We start from the raw sequence: 15,135 nt of genomic DNA on the forward strand, positions 1-15,135 counted from the left end.
CAATTGTGGTTCATTGACATGATATACTCTATTAAGTATTATGTTACTATTCAAGTTACATAAATATATAGTGAATTTGGTGCTATAATTAAGGAGGGACGATATGAATTCTAATATTATGAGATATCGTTTTGGGTTTGCGATATATAAGAACACCTCGCGTCCTAATTTGGACGAAATCAAAAATTGGGACAAGTTTGAAACAAATGGATATTATATACATACTCATCCGGAAGTGAATGTTCAAACAGTCGAAACTAGTCATGGAACTGCAATATTGATCGGTGAAGCGTTTGTATGTAAAGGAAGAAAAAAGTTAACTCATATCATTAAAGTCCTATTGAAGGAAGATAATTGGGAAGCATTTAATTGTATTACTGGAAGATTTGCTTTATTCCTTATTACCGCATCACAGGCAAAAATACTCCATGATCCCTTCGGATCTAGAACTGTATATTATTTGCAAAATGGGGAGGTATGTGTTGCTTCACATTCAGCTTTAGTAGCTTCCTTGTTTAATGAAAAAGTTAGTGAGGAGGCAAGGAGTTTTATAAAATTGCCTGAATATAAAGCGAGGGGTACAGGTTATCTTCCTGGTGATGTGACCATGTATGATAATATTAAAGCTTTGGTACCTAATAACTTTTATGATATGAATGAAAAAAAGACAGTTCGGTATTGGCCAAGAAAACCTATAAAGACGGTGTCTACACGCTACTTTTTAAAACAATGTGATCGGTATCTTTTTAGCTTCACCCAATATTATTCCCCAAAATATAATTTACTACTTGGACTAACAGGAGGAGTAGACACTAGAGCATTGGTTGCTGGAATAATGGGAAAAGGTGTAAAGCCTAGGTTAATAACTTGGACAGGTAAACGGCTTCCAGAAAAAGAGGTGCCAATAGTAGCTAAAATGAAGGAACATCTTGGGTGTCCTCATGTATACTTAGATCCTTCGGAAAAAATGGATAGTGATACATTTACAGATATTGGTAAACAAGCTAGTGCTGCAACTGGTTATTCAAGAGGCTTTTCAAGATTAACAGCGCATATGGGCGAAGTGGTTCAACCTAATGAGGCTTTTGTTCGTGGATTTGGTGGAGAAATCATTAGAGGTTTTTACAGCAGACATAAGACCTCTATGTCAGGAGACCTGATAAAGGACTTTGTTAATTTATATAAAACAAAAAGAATAAAAGAACCTGGTGAAGAATTTATTAATTTTGTAACAGAATCAACTAAAGGGTTTATAGAGAGAGCAAATTATAGTAATGGAATGTTTAATGTAGATGTAAGTGATTTATTTTACTGGGAGCAACGAATGGGTATGTGGGGAGCCAATATGCTAAATGAGATGGATCCGGCAATATATTCATTAGTAGGATTTAATAGCCGCCCGTTATATGAATCTGCTTTCGGTCTAGATGAAAAAGAAAGGCTTGGAGCAGAGATTATGTTGAAAATTACTGCTCGCTATGACAAGAAGTTCTCTGAGATTGGAGTATTATCCTAAAGATGTTTAAAACGTTTAGGTTCTAATCTAATACTTAGACTAACTAATTTTAGCCTCCCTTTAAATAATGTTTAAAGAGAGGCTTTTAATGTGTTATTATTTTAAAAGTAGGTTAAAGGAATAATTGTGAAAAAGTATGTAGTTTTCTAGTTTCAAATTAATAATAAAGTAAATAATATATATGAATAATTGGTAGAGGATGTGAATGGTTTGGAATCTGCATCGAAAGATAGGGAACAAATTACTAAAAATGATCTCGATAAGATTTTTGCTGAACAAAAAAGGTATTATAATTTGATAAAATTAGAATTAGAAATTTTTAACTTAGAGAATCAATATAATAATAAATCTTCTGAAAACAGAGAAATGCTAGAGAAAATCGAAAGATATGAAAAAGAGATTAACCTTTATAAATCTAGTTTACATAGTGTGTCAGAGGAACAACAGTATTATTTAAAAGAATATAATAAGATCCTAAATAGCACCTCGTGGAAGGTAATGGCACCTATGAGAATGGTTGGTTCCGTATTTAAAGGAATTACAGGAAGAAGAAATAAACGATAACATATTGACTTGGAGGTGAAAAAAATGACAGAAGGAATAGAGAAGCAATTATTAGATGCTAGTGATTTACAAGAACTTTTACAAAAAAGAAATGAACTAGAGGAATTATTAGCCCAAGAGGAAGAACAAAGCATCTTTTTAGCTGAAGAAATAAAGAAGGTAGAACACCAATTACATAGTGTAAAGAATAGGTATAAACGTGAAGCAGCTTTAAGAAGTAAAAATAAAAAAGAACTTGATAAAATCAATAAAAGTCGTTCTTGGAAGTTAAGTTTACCAGTACGGAAACTTGGTGAGGTAGTAAAAAAATCTAAGGAAAATGACTCGGAAGAACAATTTAATACAGCTGTTAAAGATATTGTAGTTCAGTCAGAAAATGAAAAATATAATGCTAGAGCTTTAGATAGAAAATTATGGGGTGGTTACTCTAATTATGCTTTGGAGGAACTTCTTGAATTAAAAAACTCAGAAAATGCCCCAATGAATGAACGTATGAGAGCAACAAGAAGTCTATCTCGTTGGTATTATGATCATCAGGAATACGAAAAAGCATATGAAGAACTTGAATATATTAATGAAGTAAAACCAATAAATAACCCTAATCCTGATCGTGTTATAACTGAGATTAAAGTGATGAAGAAGTTAGGTGAAATAAAGGCAGCTAGAAGAAAAGTATGGGAAGTAATTAACTCTAGAGGTCTTCAAACGAATTTATGCTTAAGTATGGCACATCTCGCTGAGGAAGAGCTAGAAAGACTAAATTGGTATAATTTAGTTTATGATAAAAATGGCTATAACCAAATTAGAAAAATTGATGAACAAAAACCATTAGATTTAGAAAATATCTATACACCTACAACTGCAATAGATAAAGGATTAAATAAATTTAAAGTATCGGTGATTATCCCTGCCTATAATGCTGCAGATTTAATTCATATTGCATTGGATAGTTTATTAAAACAAACCATACAAAATATAGAAATAATAGTAGTAGATGATTGTAGCCCGGATAACACTGCAGAGGTAGTTTCAAAGTACGCTGAGCAAGATGAGAGAGTTAAACTTATAAAAAAAGAAAATAATGAAGGTGCATACGCAGCAAGGAACACGGGTCTACAGTATGCAACTGGTGACTTTATTACAATCCATGATAGTGATGATTGGTCTCATTCTCAAAAAATTGAAATACAGCTAAAAGCATTGATTAAAAACCCATCGGCAGTTGGATCGATTTCTTATTTAGTACGGGCATCAAAGGATATTTGTCCACTTAATGCTGGTTCATTATTAAGTGTAAAATTTTTAATGATGAATTCCTCATCGTTACTAGTTCGACGAAGTGTCATAGACAACCTTGGTGGTTGGGACAGCGTTAGAGTTGCTGGAGATACCGAGTTTTTATGGAGAATCGAGAAGATTTATGGTGATGAAAGTATTATTCGAGTCGAACCTACTATTCCGCTGTCCATTGCTCTATCAAATGAGAATTCATTGACAGGAACAAGCACCACACATGTAAAAACGATTCATTTCGGTTTGAGAAGAACGTATCGAGAATCCTTCCAATGGTGGCATGAACAGGCAGAGTCTGCAAAAGATTTATATATGGATCCAACTCAGGTCAATAGACATTTTCCATGTCCAGTTCCAAACATGCTCAAAAGACCAGAAGTAAGAGAATATGACATCGTTGTTATTGCAGACTTTTCGAGTGAATCTGATCAAGAATTGTTAGATGAAATGCTTAAGAAGTTTACTAATAACTATGAAAAAGTAGCATTGTTCCATTGGCCAGATTATAATGGAAATCCTTCAAGGACAATAGCAAATAATATTTATTACTTAGCTAGTAAACATCAGATTGATTTATTAGTTCCTAATGAAGAGATAAGCACGGAGAAAATGATATTCCTAACTCCAAGAATTTTGGATTATAAGTTAGATAGTGCTCCAAAAATCAAATATGGAAAAACATATGCAGCTGATGAGGATAAATCAAGTGAAACCAGAATGAACAGAGAGAAAAATCTAATTAAGACAATGAATGTAAAAGATATAGAATGGTGTACAACAGAAGAACTTAAAAATATATAATCATTTAAAAAAATCCGTCATAGTCGATTTATATGGCGGATTTTCCTCTCTTTTTATAAAATGGAGTCGTTTTATATTTATTTATTAATCATCCCTACTGTGATATAATGCTTTGAGTATTAGTATTATATGCAAATTAATTGATCAATTTATATATTAATGACAGAAATAGGCGGTGTGAGTTTCACTTATGAAGAGTTATATACAAGAAATACTAATGAGAAAAGACTTATTAATATATTTAGTTAAATCAGGACTAAAAGCTGAGCATCGCAATAGTTATCTAGGTTATTTTTGGTGGCTCTTAGATCCACTGCTTAATGTTTTAGTATACTACTTCCTAGTAGTAATAGTATTAGAAAGAGGCGATGCAAATTATCCATTATTCCTAGTTATTGGACTAGTTGTATGGCGGTGGATCAGTTCTAGTATTAATGCCTCTGCAAAGTCGATTTTACGTTATAGTTCTATAATAAATCAGGTATACTTACCAAAAGCAATTTTTCCAATGTCATTTGTTTTGTCTCAATTGTTCAATTTTCTTTTTGGACTAATAGTAGTTGGAGTATTTCTTCTGTTATTTGGTGTTATGCCAGGGTGGGAATTAATATTTTTACCTTTATTAATTTTGATTACTATAATATTCCTATTTGCGGTAGGGCTTTTGCTAGGATATATCAATATTTTTGTGCGTGATATAGATAATTTATTAACATATGTCATTCGAATACTTTTCTATGCATCTCCAATTATTTGGGAAGGTGGGAGGTTACCAGCTGAATATAGTTGGGCAATTGATTATAATCCAATAGCAATAATTGTAGAGTCTTATCGTGCTATTTTAATGTACAATACAACTCCAAACTTTGTTGGGTTAGGAGTTATTCTATTAATTTCTATTGTCATAAGTGTGATTATGATTAACCATTACAGTAAAAATGAGCACAAGATAATTAAAGCTCTTTAATAGAAAGTGGATGATCTAATAATGAATAACAAAAGGCAAATAATCCGTTCTAATAAAGTGGGAGTAGCCTTCTATTCAGGTAATAAAGATGATATAAAATCAAAGGCTTTACGTTTATTCACAAATAAAGAAAAAAATAAAAAGCAAAAAAAAGTATGGGCTTTAGAGGATATAAATTTTGCAGGATATGAAGGTGAAATTCTAGGTATCATTGGCTCTAATGGAGCTGGTAAAACTACTTTGAGTAAAGTCATCTCACGAATTCTTCAAGAAGATCGAGGAGAAATGAAAGTAGATGGAAAAGTAACTGCGCTATTTTCATTTGGAATGGGATTTAAACAAGAACTTACAGGTCGGGAAAATGTATATCTTAACGGGATGATGCTTGGAATCGAAAAAGAAAAGATTACCGAGTACATTGATGACATTCATGAGTTCTCTGATTTAGGAGATTTTTTGGATCAGCCAATGAAGTACTATTCTAGTGGAATGAAAGCAAGACTAGGTTTTAGTGTTGCTTCCCACCTACAGCCTGAGATTTTAATTTTGGATGAAGCGCTAAACACAGGTGATGCTAATTTTAGTAAAAAAGCTGCTGAGAAGATGAAAGAACTAGTCAAACAGGCAAAGATGGTAGTTATTGTTACGCATAGTTTAGGATATGCCAAGCGGCACTGTACGAGATTAATATGGTTAGATGGAGGTGCGGTAAGAGAAGATGGAAATCCTGAAGAAGTAGTTAGCAACTATCAGGCCAGTCTACCTGCTGCAAAGCCAAAGAAACGTCGAATTCTAGAGTTAGAAAAAACAGAAAGTCAAATTCGTGGTAATGCTATAATAAAAGCGAATAATGTTGGAGTTTCTTTTAACTTAAAAGGTGGAGAATTTTGGGCACTTCGAAACTTAAATTTTGAAGTGAAAGAAGGAGAAGTTCTTGGTATTATCGGACATAATGGTGCTGGAAAGAGTACATTGTGTAAGTTGTTAACTAGGATTTTTAAACCTGATGAAGGAGACATTGAAATATTAGGTCAAACATCTGCGTTGTTAGGTTATGGAACAGGCTTTAATCAGCAGTTAACTGGTAGAGATAATATTTATTTAAATGCCATGTTACTTGGTATTCCCAAGGAGCGTGTCGATGAGAAGTATGAAGAAATAATAGACTTTTCAGGAATAAGAAATGCAATTGATAAACCAGTTAAGCAGTATTCTAGTGGTATGAAATCAAGATTAGGTTTTAGCATTGCTGCAATACTAAAACCAGATATTTTTATTATAGATGAAGCATTGTCAACTGGAGATATAAGCTTTCAACAAAAAGCTAGTGAGAGAATTCAAGAAATTATTGAAAGTGCTAAGGCAGTAATTATTGTTTCACATAATATGAGTTTTGTTGAAAAAGTATGTACAAGAGCAATTTGGATGAGTAAAGGTGAAATCATCTTTGATGGTGATCCAGAAGTAGCTGTTGCGAAGTATAAAGAATCAACTATTTAAAATCAGAGTAGGTGTAGTTAATATGCTTAATAATTATCAACGGTATACGGTTGATTATAATCAATTAGAAGGTTTTTCTTTACCAGTGGATGACTCTCCATTAGTATTAGTAGTTATAAAGGGACAAGTAAAATTTGAGTTTTTAATTAGGTTAAATCAAGAGAGTGAGAAAGCTATTGTGTTCGGATCAGGAGCTTATGATGCAACATCCGAATTAGAACCACCTATTTTTCAAAGGCATAAGTGGATGAAGCATTTTGACGAGAATTTAATCTATTACAATGATCCTACTCTATACCTTGGTCAAATAAATCTAGGTTGGGGTTTTGGATGTCAAGAGAGACATTATCTAAAAGAAATAGCGTTAATTTTAGAAGTACTTCTTAATAAAGCAAAACTTAAGAGAGAGAATACTCTTTTCTACGGGAGTTCAGCAGGAGGATTTATGTCTTTAATGCTGGCAGGATTTATAAAAGAAACAGTAGCTTTAGTAAATAATCCCCAAACTATAGTCTGGAATTATTATGATAGACATGTGAATGCCATGTTTAACAGAGCACACCCTAACCTTTCTAGAGAAGAGATTATTGAAATTTATTCTAATAGGCTTAACGTTCTATCTTTTTATGAAAATATCAATTACGTTCCAAAGATTATATATCTTCAAAACCTAGCAAGTGAGAGGGATTTAACACACCACTTAACCCCTTTTATTCTTGGATTAGGTCAAATGCATTTAGAAGATTTTTTTGATAGAATAAAAGTTGAATTATACTATGATAAAGATCTAGGACATAGTCCTTTACGTTTAAAAGAATCTGTAGATTATATAAAGAAAACAATTGATAAGATGTAATATAAAATTCTTATTAGGGAGACAACTTATTTCATTAATATTTAGTTCTCTCCCCACCTTAATATTAACATAGTCTCTCGGAAGTTAATTTCCTGTATTAGCTCTAGTCTTTTGACTAGGGCTTCTGTATTTGGTTCTACTTTTTAATACCAACACTAAAATTTTTCGATTTAAGTATTTTGTTTTAGTTAAGCCCCATTTTATTAAAGATGTGTTATAATGCCCAAGAGTAACATCTAAATTATATATCTATATGTCTAATATATATTATAAAACTATCAAATAAGCAAATGTTTATTTGGAATTTTAAAGGAGATTTTAAATGAAACAACAAGATACGCTAATTCAAAAGAAATTCCGTCCAGAGATTGAGGGGGTTCGTGCGGTTGCTGCATTGCTTGTAGCGATTTATCATATCTGGTTTGGAAAAGTATCCGGTGGAGTTGATGTTTTCTTTATAGTATCTGGGTTTCTTATAACAACTTCAATACTATCCAACTATCAAAGAACTGGTAAAATAGTATTTATAACCTATTATTTAAATCTGATGAAAAGGTTAATTCCCCTCGGCTTTTTAGTCTTAGTTCTTATAACAATTGCCAGTTATTTATTTTTACCACAGATTGTTTGGTCTGAAACGATTAAACAATTATTTGCTTCTGCACTTTATTATGAGAATTGGCAACTAGCATTTAACTCGGTTGATTACCTTGCACAAAATAATGAAGCTAGTCCGGTACAGCATTTCTGGGCAATGTCACTTCAAGGGCAATTCTATTTAATATGGCCCGTTGTTATGTTAATTGCAATTTTCCTTGATAAATATATAATAAAGAAATCTTTTAGAACCTCCGTATTAATGGTACTCATAACTTTATTTACTATTTCTATTATCTACTCAATATACAAAACATCTGCTAATCAATCATGGGCGTACTTTGATACATTTGCTCGTGTTTGGGAGTTTACTTTAGGAGGTATCTTGGCCTTAACAATCTTTAAGGTCCATTTAAAGGAAAGTATAGCAGTAATACTAGGGTGGCTTGGATTGGTTATAATTATTAGTACGGGTTTATTGCTTCCTGTTTCAACTGTATTTCCAGGGTATGCCGCTTTATATCCGATTACTGGAGTTATTTTAATTATGATTTCTGGATCGAACGGTGGGAGATTTGGAGTACACAATATTCTAGCGTCTAAACCACTTACTAGCTTAGGTGGTATTTCCTATGGTATTTATTTATTCCATTGGCCAATATTAGTCTTTTACTATGAGATTTCGGAAAAGGCAGAAGTCTCCTTCCTGCATGGATTATTAATTATTGCTGTGTCAATACTGTTATCTTATATTGTTACTAGTTTAATAGAAAAGCCTATAAGATCTGTAAGCGTTCAGTCAAATCGACCGAAAGTTATTGCGATTATATTTGCTTTTATGATTCCGATGTTAACAGTCAATTCACTCTGGCAATTAGAAGTAAAAAGTTCAGAAGTAGAACTAACAAATATAGTGTTTGATTTGGAATATCCCGGTGCCATGGTGTTTTCTCAAATTGATGATACTCAGATGGATGAGGGGGTTGAAGTTAGACCTAATCCATTACAGTCTAGACAAGATAAACCCGTTTCCTATCCTGATGGATGCCATCAGGTTCAAGGTGAATCCGAAGTAATTAAGTGTGAGTATGGGGTGATGGATGATCCTGAATATGTTATAGCGATTGTTGGAGGTTCACATTCTGCGCAATGGTTACCAACGTTACAAACAATTTCAGAGACTGAAAGTATTAAAATAATTAACATGACTAAATCCGCATGTAGATTTACTACGTCAGAGGATGACATTGAAGAAGACTGTCAAAATTGGAATAAAAAAGTAATCCCAGAACTAGTCGAATTAAATCCAGATTTAGTTTTTGCCACTGCGGATATTGGTTCTACTCAAACCATACCTAATGGTTATGTGGAACAATGGAAAAAATTAGAGGAACACAATATTTCCGTATTTGCAATACGTGATAATGCTTGGTTAAACTTTGACCCAGCAGTGTGTGCAGAAGAGAATTACTCAAATTATTTGGAGTGTTCTGTTGATCAGGAAGATGTGCTGCCAAAAGTTGGAGCATGGGACAAATTAGATAATAAACCCAGTAATGTATTTTATTATGACCTATCGGAGTATTTCTGTGAAGACGGGCGATGTGATATTGTTGTAGGTAATATACTAGTGTATCGTGACAGTCATCACATTACAGCAACATATGCTCGTTCATTAGCACCAGTTTTAAAACCATATATTATGAATGCATTAAAAGAAATAGATAAATGATTAATAAAAGAGTTTGGGACTTATTGTCCAAACTCCTTTATTAAGATTTATTTTTTTATTAAAAGGTGATAAGATGAATAGTGAAAATAGATTAAAGAGGTGCCAGATATGTGGAATATAAGTGAGTTAGTAGTGGCATTCATTTTGTCAGTCACCACGGCATTACTTGTTACTCCGTTGATTTCACGATTAGCGTTTAAATTAAATGCGGTCGATAAACCCGATAATAATCGAAAATCACATAACGGTGAAAAACCGAGTATGGGCGGATTAGCCATCTTTATTGGGGTTGCAGTTGGTTTTGTTTATTTGCAACCTGGAGACCAGCATATGACGGCAATTATTATTGGTGCCCTGATTATGATCATAACTGGTATGTTGGATGATATTTTCAATATTAAACCACTTTACAAATTATTAGGTCAAACTACAGCGGCTACTGTAGTTGTAGCTTCAGGTTTAGTTATTGAAAAATTAACCATTCCGTTTATGGGGCAAGTATATATAGATAATTTTGGTATTATATTAACTATCTTATGGATCGTTGCAGCATCTAACGCTATTAATCTAATAGATGGATTAGATGGATTAGCGGCAGGAGTATCTGCAATAGGTTTAGTAAGTATATTAATTATGGGAATCATGGATGCTAGACTTGTAGTAGTAGCCTTAGCAATAATATTAGTAGGTAGCTGTATTGGATTCTTATTCCATAATTTTTATCCTGCGAAGATCTTTATGGGGGACACAGGGGCCTTATTTTTGGGATATTCCATTGCGATTATTTCAATGCTAGGTTTATTTAAAAATGTTGCTTTCTTTAGCTTTATTGTCCCTATTATTGTCATTGCAGTCCCTGTTTTTGATACGGTCCTCGCAATTATTAGACGAGCAATTAATAAACAAGGAATAGCTACAGCAGACCGTAATCATATTCATTACCAACTAATAAAAATGGGTTACTCACATCGAACTGCAGTATTAATAATATATGGTTTTAGCGCCTTTTTTGGAAGTATGGCTATTGTATTTAATAGCACAAGATTATTAACATCACTCGTCATTTTTGGTTTTATTATTTTAGGGATACAATTGATTGCTGAAATAGCAGGTGTGACTTCTTCTAAGAAACAACCTTTACTAGACAGTATGAGAAAACTAGTAGGAATATCTAAAGTAAATAAATTAAAGTAAAAAAACTGCTAATCTCTTATTTGAAGATTAGCAGTTTTTTTAATTAATAGGAATCACTTTCTGACTCATTCTGTAATGCATTAACACTTCCTGTATTAGCATCCTTATCTTCTATGATTTCTAAATGTGTTTGTAAAGTCTGCTTTGTTTCATTTAGAGCTAACTCATCTAATTGCCAGTAATAAACATTTGCAGGCTGATGATCATGCCCTTCTAGAGTCATTGAATCGATATCGAGGTTGCTTCCACTAGTTGCATAGGATAAAAAGCTTTTCATTTCATTAAAAGATAAGTTAGTTGTCATATTATCGCCTACAGCTTCAATTACATCATCTAATTTCATAACTGAACTAACAGAAGTTGCTTTTTTAGCTACAGATTTAATGATATCCATCTGTCTTTTACCACGTTCTATATCATTATCTAGTTTTCTCGTACGTGCTAATGCAAGTGCTTCTTCACCATCTAACAATTGTTCACCTGGTAATAAGTGAATAGAGTTTTTCTTATCATTTGAATCCGATTCCCAAAATTCATACGGTACGTCTACTGTAATTCCATCAATTGCGTTTACAACATCAACGAAGGCATGGAAATTCAATTTTACAAAATAATCAACAGGTATATCTAATAAGTTCTCAACCGTCTCAATTGTTGCTTGTGGTCCACCAAAGGCATGAGCATGAGTGATTTTATCTTCATAACCGACCTCTGGGATAAACACTTTAGAGTCACGAGGAATACTTAGTAACTTAACACTCTTATCCTTTTTGTTTAATGTTGCTAGGAGTAGGGCATCAGATCTAGAATCACCAGCATTGTCACGGTGGTTATTTTCATCCACACCTATTATAAGAATAGAAACATTATCCTCTGTTGGATCAACTTTTGAATCCCTTAAGTCTGATTTTTCCCTTCCGTCATCTTCATAAGAATCTGAAACTGTTGATTCAGCTTTAATATATAAAGAGATGAAATATCCAAAACCGATAAAGGCTATTAGGAATGGTATTAATATAAAGTAAATTCTTTTACGTAATTTTCGCTTTTTAGTTTGCTTCACAAGTCTAGATGGTGAAGATTCGTTTTTACTCATTAGTTGTTTCCCCTTTATTAAAATTAAGATATTTATAATAATATATATTTGAAAACCAACTTATATTTTACTATGAAACACTAAATTAGTACATTAAAAAGTGATTACAAATATTGGTTTTTCTGAAATACGACCTACTATATTAGACGTAAAAAAGGCCTATTATGTTTCAAAAAAGATATATTTTATTATTTCCATAAAGGAGAGGGTTATTTAATCGAAAAGGAAATTCCAATATGGTAAAGAGAAGGATTGTTAGTTATTACTATATCTAAATGATTTTTCAGCTCCTGTTGAACCCTTCTTTTACTCTCTTCCTCTATTTGATAATACCATCCACCATTCATATAGCTGCCTTTCCCCTCAAAATTGACTGTCTCAATTTCTATATCTTTATCTAATCCATAGCTAAGAAAACTCTTCATTTCTTGAAAGGATAAATTTGTTTTCAAATTGTCTCCAATTGCTTCGATAACATTTGATAATTTTGGTACAGATGATATCGATGTCGTTTTTGAGATTATTACTTTAATGATTTCTTGCTGTCTTTTCCCACGGTCAACATCACTATCATACTTACGAGTTCTTGCTAAGGCTAATGCTTGTTCTCCATTTAATTTCTGATATCCAGGTGTTAAATGAATGGTGTTTTTATTATCATGAGAATCGGATTCAACGATTTCATATGGTACATCAAACAGAATACCATCTAAGGCATCAACTACTTCGACAAAAGCATCGAAATTCATCCTAACATAATAATCAATAGGAACGTCTAAAAATTGTTCAATTGTTTCAATGGTAGATATGGGTCCCCCATAAAAATGGGCATGATTAATTTTCGTATAGTTACCAACTTTTGGGACAAAGACATAAGTATCTCGCGGAATGCTTAATAATTTTATGGAGCGCTCAAATTTATTAAAGGTAGCTAGTATAATTGCATCCGTACGACTGCTTTCACCATATTGTCGATGTTCACTAGTATCTGTTCCTAAAAATAAAACGGAGACATTATCCTTAACAGGATCAACATGATCAGACCGAAGCTCTGATTTTGATTCTTTACGGTCTATTTGTTCATGTGATTCATTTACCATGTTCTCTGTTTGTTGATATAGATGTATGCTGTATCCAATAACAACTGTAATTAATAGCAATATAAAAAGTCCACTATATAATAACCAATTTCTTTTCTTTGATTTATACTTTGTTTTTGGCATAAAAGAGATTCCCCTTAATTAATCCATGTTCTCTTTTAAGTATTTAACTAAAATAGTACCCTATATACATAGGGAGATAATTGTTCTTATCCTTTGTTTTCTTTTAAATTAATATTATAATTGAGTAGCAATCATCTTAAATATAAGAATCTAAAGATAAAGTATTCTGGTAATAGGAGGTACAAATATGAAAATAACAGTAGCAGGTACTGGTTATGTGGGTCTATCCAATGCAGTTCTCCTTGCTCAACATAACGAGGTCATCGCCCTAGATATTCTTCCAGAAAAAGTAAATATGATAAATAATAAGAAGTCTCCAATAGTTGATCAGGAGATTGAGCAGTTTCTTGAAAATAAAGAACTTCATCTAACAGCTACAACTGATGTAAATAAAGCTTTTAAGGATGCCGATTTTATTATTATCTCAACACCTACTAATTATGATGACGAGAAAAATTACTTTGATACGAGCTCAGTAGAGGATGTCATAACTAAAGTTTTAAAAATAAACCCAGATGCAACAATGATTATTAAATCTACCGTTCCTGTTGGGTATACGAAAAGTGTTAGAGAGAAATTCAATATGACAAATATTATTTTCTCACCTGAGTTTTTGAGGGAAGGACAAGCACTTTACGACAACTTATATCCATCTCGAATTATTGTTGGTGAACAATCTGAAAAGGCTAAACAATTTGCCGATCTATTAACTCAAGGAGCGATAAAAAAGGATGTCCCGGTATTGTTTACCGATTCTACAGAAGCAGAGGCGATTAAATTATTTGCGAATACATATCTCGCTCTACGGGTATCTTTCTTTAATGAACTAGATACTTATGCAGAAGTAAGGGGACTTAATAGCCAGCAAATCATTGAAGGAGTTGGTTTAGATCCAAGAATTGGTGACCATTATAATAATCCTTCTTTTGGGTATGGTGGATATTGTTTACCTAAAGACACAAAGCAGCTTCTTGCTAATTACCAAGATGTACCTAATAATATTATTGCAGCCATTGTGGAAGCCAATACTACTAGAAAAGATCATATTGCTAATATGATCTTAAAGCGTAATCCTAAAACGGTTGGGGTCTATAGACTAACGATGAAAACTAATTCGGATAATTTTAGAGAGTCTGCTATTCAAGGTGTGATGGAACGCATTAAAGCAAAAGGTGTTGAGGTTGTCATTTATGAACCTGCAGTACATGAATCAGAGTTTTATCATTCCAATGTGATTAAAGATCTTAATGAATTCAAAACAGTAAGTGATGTCATTGTAGCAAATCGACTATCGGATGAAATTATAGATGTAAAAAACAAAGTTTATACAAGGGATTTATTTAATAAAGAGTAAACAAAACCAACCATTAACTTGGTTGTCAGGCTTTCGAAAAAACCTCGACAGCCTGTTTTTTTATATAGAAAAATTTAACAATTCACCGTGTTAATTTGTTATAATATAAGTTACAATATAAGACGGTGGTAACTGTGTTTCATATTAGAAAATACTCAAAATGAAGTTGAATTTGAAAGTATAGAAGACTTAGTACCCCAAGATCATTTACTTCGTAAGATAGATAAACATATCGACTTTTCTTTTAGATACTTCTTTTGCATTTGTTCCGAACTCCAGTTAGAAAAAGAAGTTCAGTTAAATGTAGCATATCGCTGAATTTTAGGATTACGATTAACAGATCCCGTTCCTGACCACACCACGATTAGTTGGCATCGTTGTAAGAGATAGAATGATAGAATTGGTTATCAACTTCATAATAGCTATTGAAATAGACTAGCAT

11 protein-coding genes and 1 pseudogene are annotated in these 15,135 nt (G+C 32.6%); 10 read left to right on the forward strand and 2 right to left on the reverse strand.

The genetic code is table 11. The features are described from left to right. Positions 1–103 precede the first annotated feature (103 nt). From GMD78_RS02930 to GMD78_RS02965, 8 genes are all read left to right on the forward strand, one after another. Positions 104–1,516: a hypothetical protein gene (locus GMD78_RS02930; protein ID WP_155666992.1), complete on the forward strand. Its 1,413-nt coding sequence runs from the start codon at positions 104–106 to the stop codon at positions 1,514–1,516. A 210-nt stretch (positions 1,517–1,726) separates the two neighbouring features. After that, positions 1,727–2,080, forward strand: coding sequence for a hypothetical protein (locus GMD78_RS02935; RefSeq protein ID WP_196493703.1), 354 nt, complete (start codon positions 1,727–1,729; stop codon positions 2,078–2,080). Between the two features lie 24 nt (positions 2,081–2,104). Beyond that, the gene (locus GMD78_RS02940) at positions 2,105–4,174 is read left to right on the forward strand and encodes a glycosyltransferase family 2 protein (RefSeq protein WP_155666996.1); all 2,070 of its coding nucleotides are present in this window, start codon (positions 2,105–2,107) and stop codon (positions 4,172–4,174) included. Between the two features lie 190 nt (positions 4,175–4,364). Further along, positions 4,365–5,141, forward strand: a complete 777-nt coding sequence (locus GMD78_RS02945; RefSeq protein WP_155666998.1) for an ABC transporter permease — start codon at positions 4,365–4,367, stop codon at positions 5,139–5,141. Positions 5,142–5,162: 21 nt separating this feature from the next. After that, positions 5,163–6,641, forward strand: coding sequence for an ABC transporter ATP-binding protein (locus GMD78_RS02950; protein WP_155667605.1), 1,479 nt, complete (start codon positions 5,163–5,165; stop codon positions 6,639–6,641). Positions 6,642–6,663: 22 nt separating this feature from the next. Continuing rightward, on the forward strand, positions 6,664–7,497 hold the full coding sequence (locus GMD78_RS02955) for a glycosyl transferase family 2 (RefSeq protein WP_155667000.1): 834 nt from the start codon (positions 6,664–6,666) through the stop codon (positions 7,495–7,497). A 322-nt stretch (positions 7,498–7,819) separates the two neighbouring features. Beyond that, positions 7,820–9,826 carry an acyltransferase family protein gene (locus GMD78_RS02960; RefSeq protein WP_155667002.1) on the forward strand — a complete coding sequence of 669 codons (2,007 nt, stop codon included), beginning with the start codon at positions 7,820–7,822 and terminating at the stop codon, positions 9,824–9,826. A 108-nt stretch (positions 9,827–9,934) separates the two neighbouring features. Beyond that, a complete protein-coding gene (locus GMD78_RS02965) occupies positions 9,935–11,020 on the forward strand; it encodes a glycosyltransferase family 4 protein (RefSeq protein WP_155667004.1) in 1,086 nt (361 codons plus the stop codon). A gap of 43 nt (positions 11,021–11,063) precedes the next feature. Here the strand turns inward: GMD78_RS02965 and GMD78_RS02970 are convergent, their stop codons facing one another. Both GMD78_RS02970 and GMD78_RS02975 read right to left on the reverse strand, forming a co-directional pair. Beyond that, positions 11,064–12,116: an LCP family protein gene (locus tag GMD78_RS02970; protein WP_155667006.1), complete on the reverse strand. Its 1,053-nt coding sequence runs from the start codon at positions 12,114–12,116 to the stop codon at positions 11,064–11,066. 209 nt (positions 12,117–12,325) lie between these two features. Further along, positions 12,326–13,339 carry an LCP family protein gene (locus GMD78_RS02975; RefSeq protein ID WP_155667008.1) on the reverse strand — a complete coding sequence of 338 codons (1,014 nt, stop codon included), beginning with the start codon at positions 13,337–13,339 and terminating at the stop codon, positions 12,326–12,328. A 187-nt stretch (positions 13,340–13,526) separates the two neighbouring features. Between GMD78_RS02975 and GMD78_RS02980 the strand changes: the two genes are divergently transcribed. Beyond that, on the forward strand, positions 13,527–14,693 hold the full coding sequence (locus GMD78_RS02980; RefSeq protein WP_155667010.1) for a nucleotide sugar dehydrogenase: 1,167 nt from the start codon (positions 13,527–13,529) through the stop codon (positions 14,691–14,693). A gap of 132 nt (positions 14,694–14,825) precedes the next feature. After that, a pseudogene (locus GMD78_RS02985) lies at positions 14,826–15,080 on the forward strand (transposase); the annotation flags it as partial. Positions 15,081–15,135: the final 55 nt, after the last annotated feature.

It is taken from the genome of Ornithinibacillus caprae (genome assembly GCF_009728145.1).
Taxonomy (GTDB): Bacteria; Bacillota; Bacilli; order Bacillales; family Amphibacillaceae; genus Ornithinibacillus; species Ornithinibacillus caprae.

Coding starts and splice junctions, on each gene's coding strand:
- GMD78_RS02970 (WP_155667006.1), bottom strand. CDS start 12,116: ATGAGTAAAAACGAATCTTCACCATCTAGACTTGTGAAGCAAACTAAA.
- GMD78_RS02930 (WP_155666992.1), top strand. CDS start 104: ATGAATTCTAATATTATGAGATATCGTTTTGGGTTTGCGATATATAAG.
- GMD78_RS02955 (WP_155667000.1), top strand. CDS start 6,664: ATGCTTAATAATTATCAACGGTATACGGTTGATTATAATCAATTAGAA.
- GMD78_RS02980 (WP_155667010.1), top strand. CDS start 13,527: ATGAAAATAACAGTAGCAGGTACTGGTTATGTGGGTCTATCCAATGCA.
- GMD78_RS02960 (WP_155667002.1), top strand. CDS start 7,820: ATGAAACAACAAGATACGCTAATTCAAAAGAAATTCCGTCCAGAGATT.
- GMD78_RS02975 (WP_155667008.1), bottom strand. CDS start 13,339: ATGCCAAAAACAAAGTATAAATCAAAGAAAAGAAATTGGTTATTATAT.
- GMD78_RS02945 (WP_155666998.1), top strand. CDS start 4,365: ATGAAGAGTTATATACAAGAAATACTAATGAGAAAAGACTTATTAATA.
- GMD78_RS02965 (WP_155667004.1), top strand. CDS start 9,935: ATGTGGAATATAAGTGAGTTAGTAGTGGCATTCATTTTGTCAGTCACC.
- GMD78_RS02950 (WP_155667605.1), top strand. CDS start 5,163: ATGAATAACAAAAGGCAAATAATCCGTTCTAATAAAGTGGGAGTAGCC.
- GMD78_RS02940 (WP_155666996.1), top strand. CDS start 2,105: ATGACAGAAGGAATAGAGAAGCAATTATTAGATGCTAGTGATTTACAA.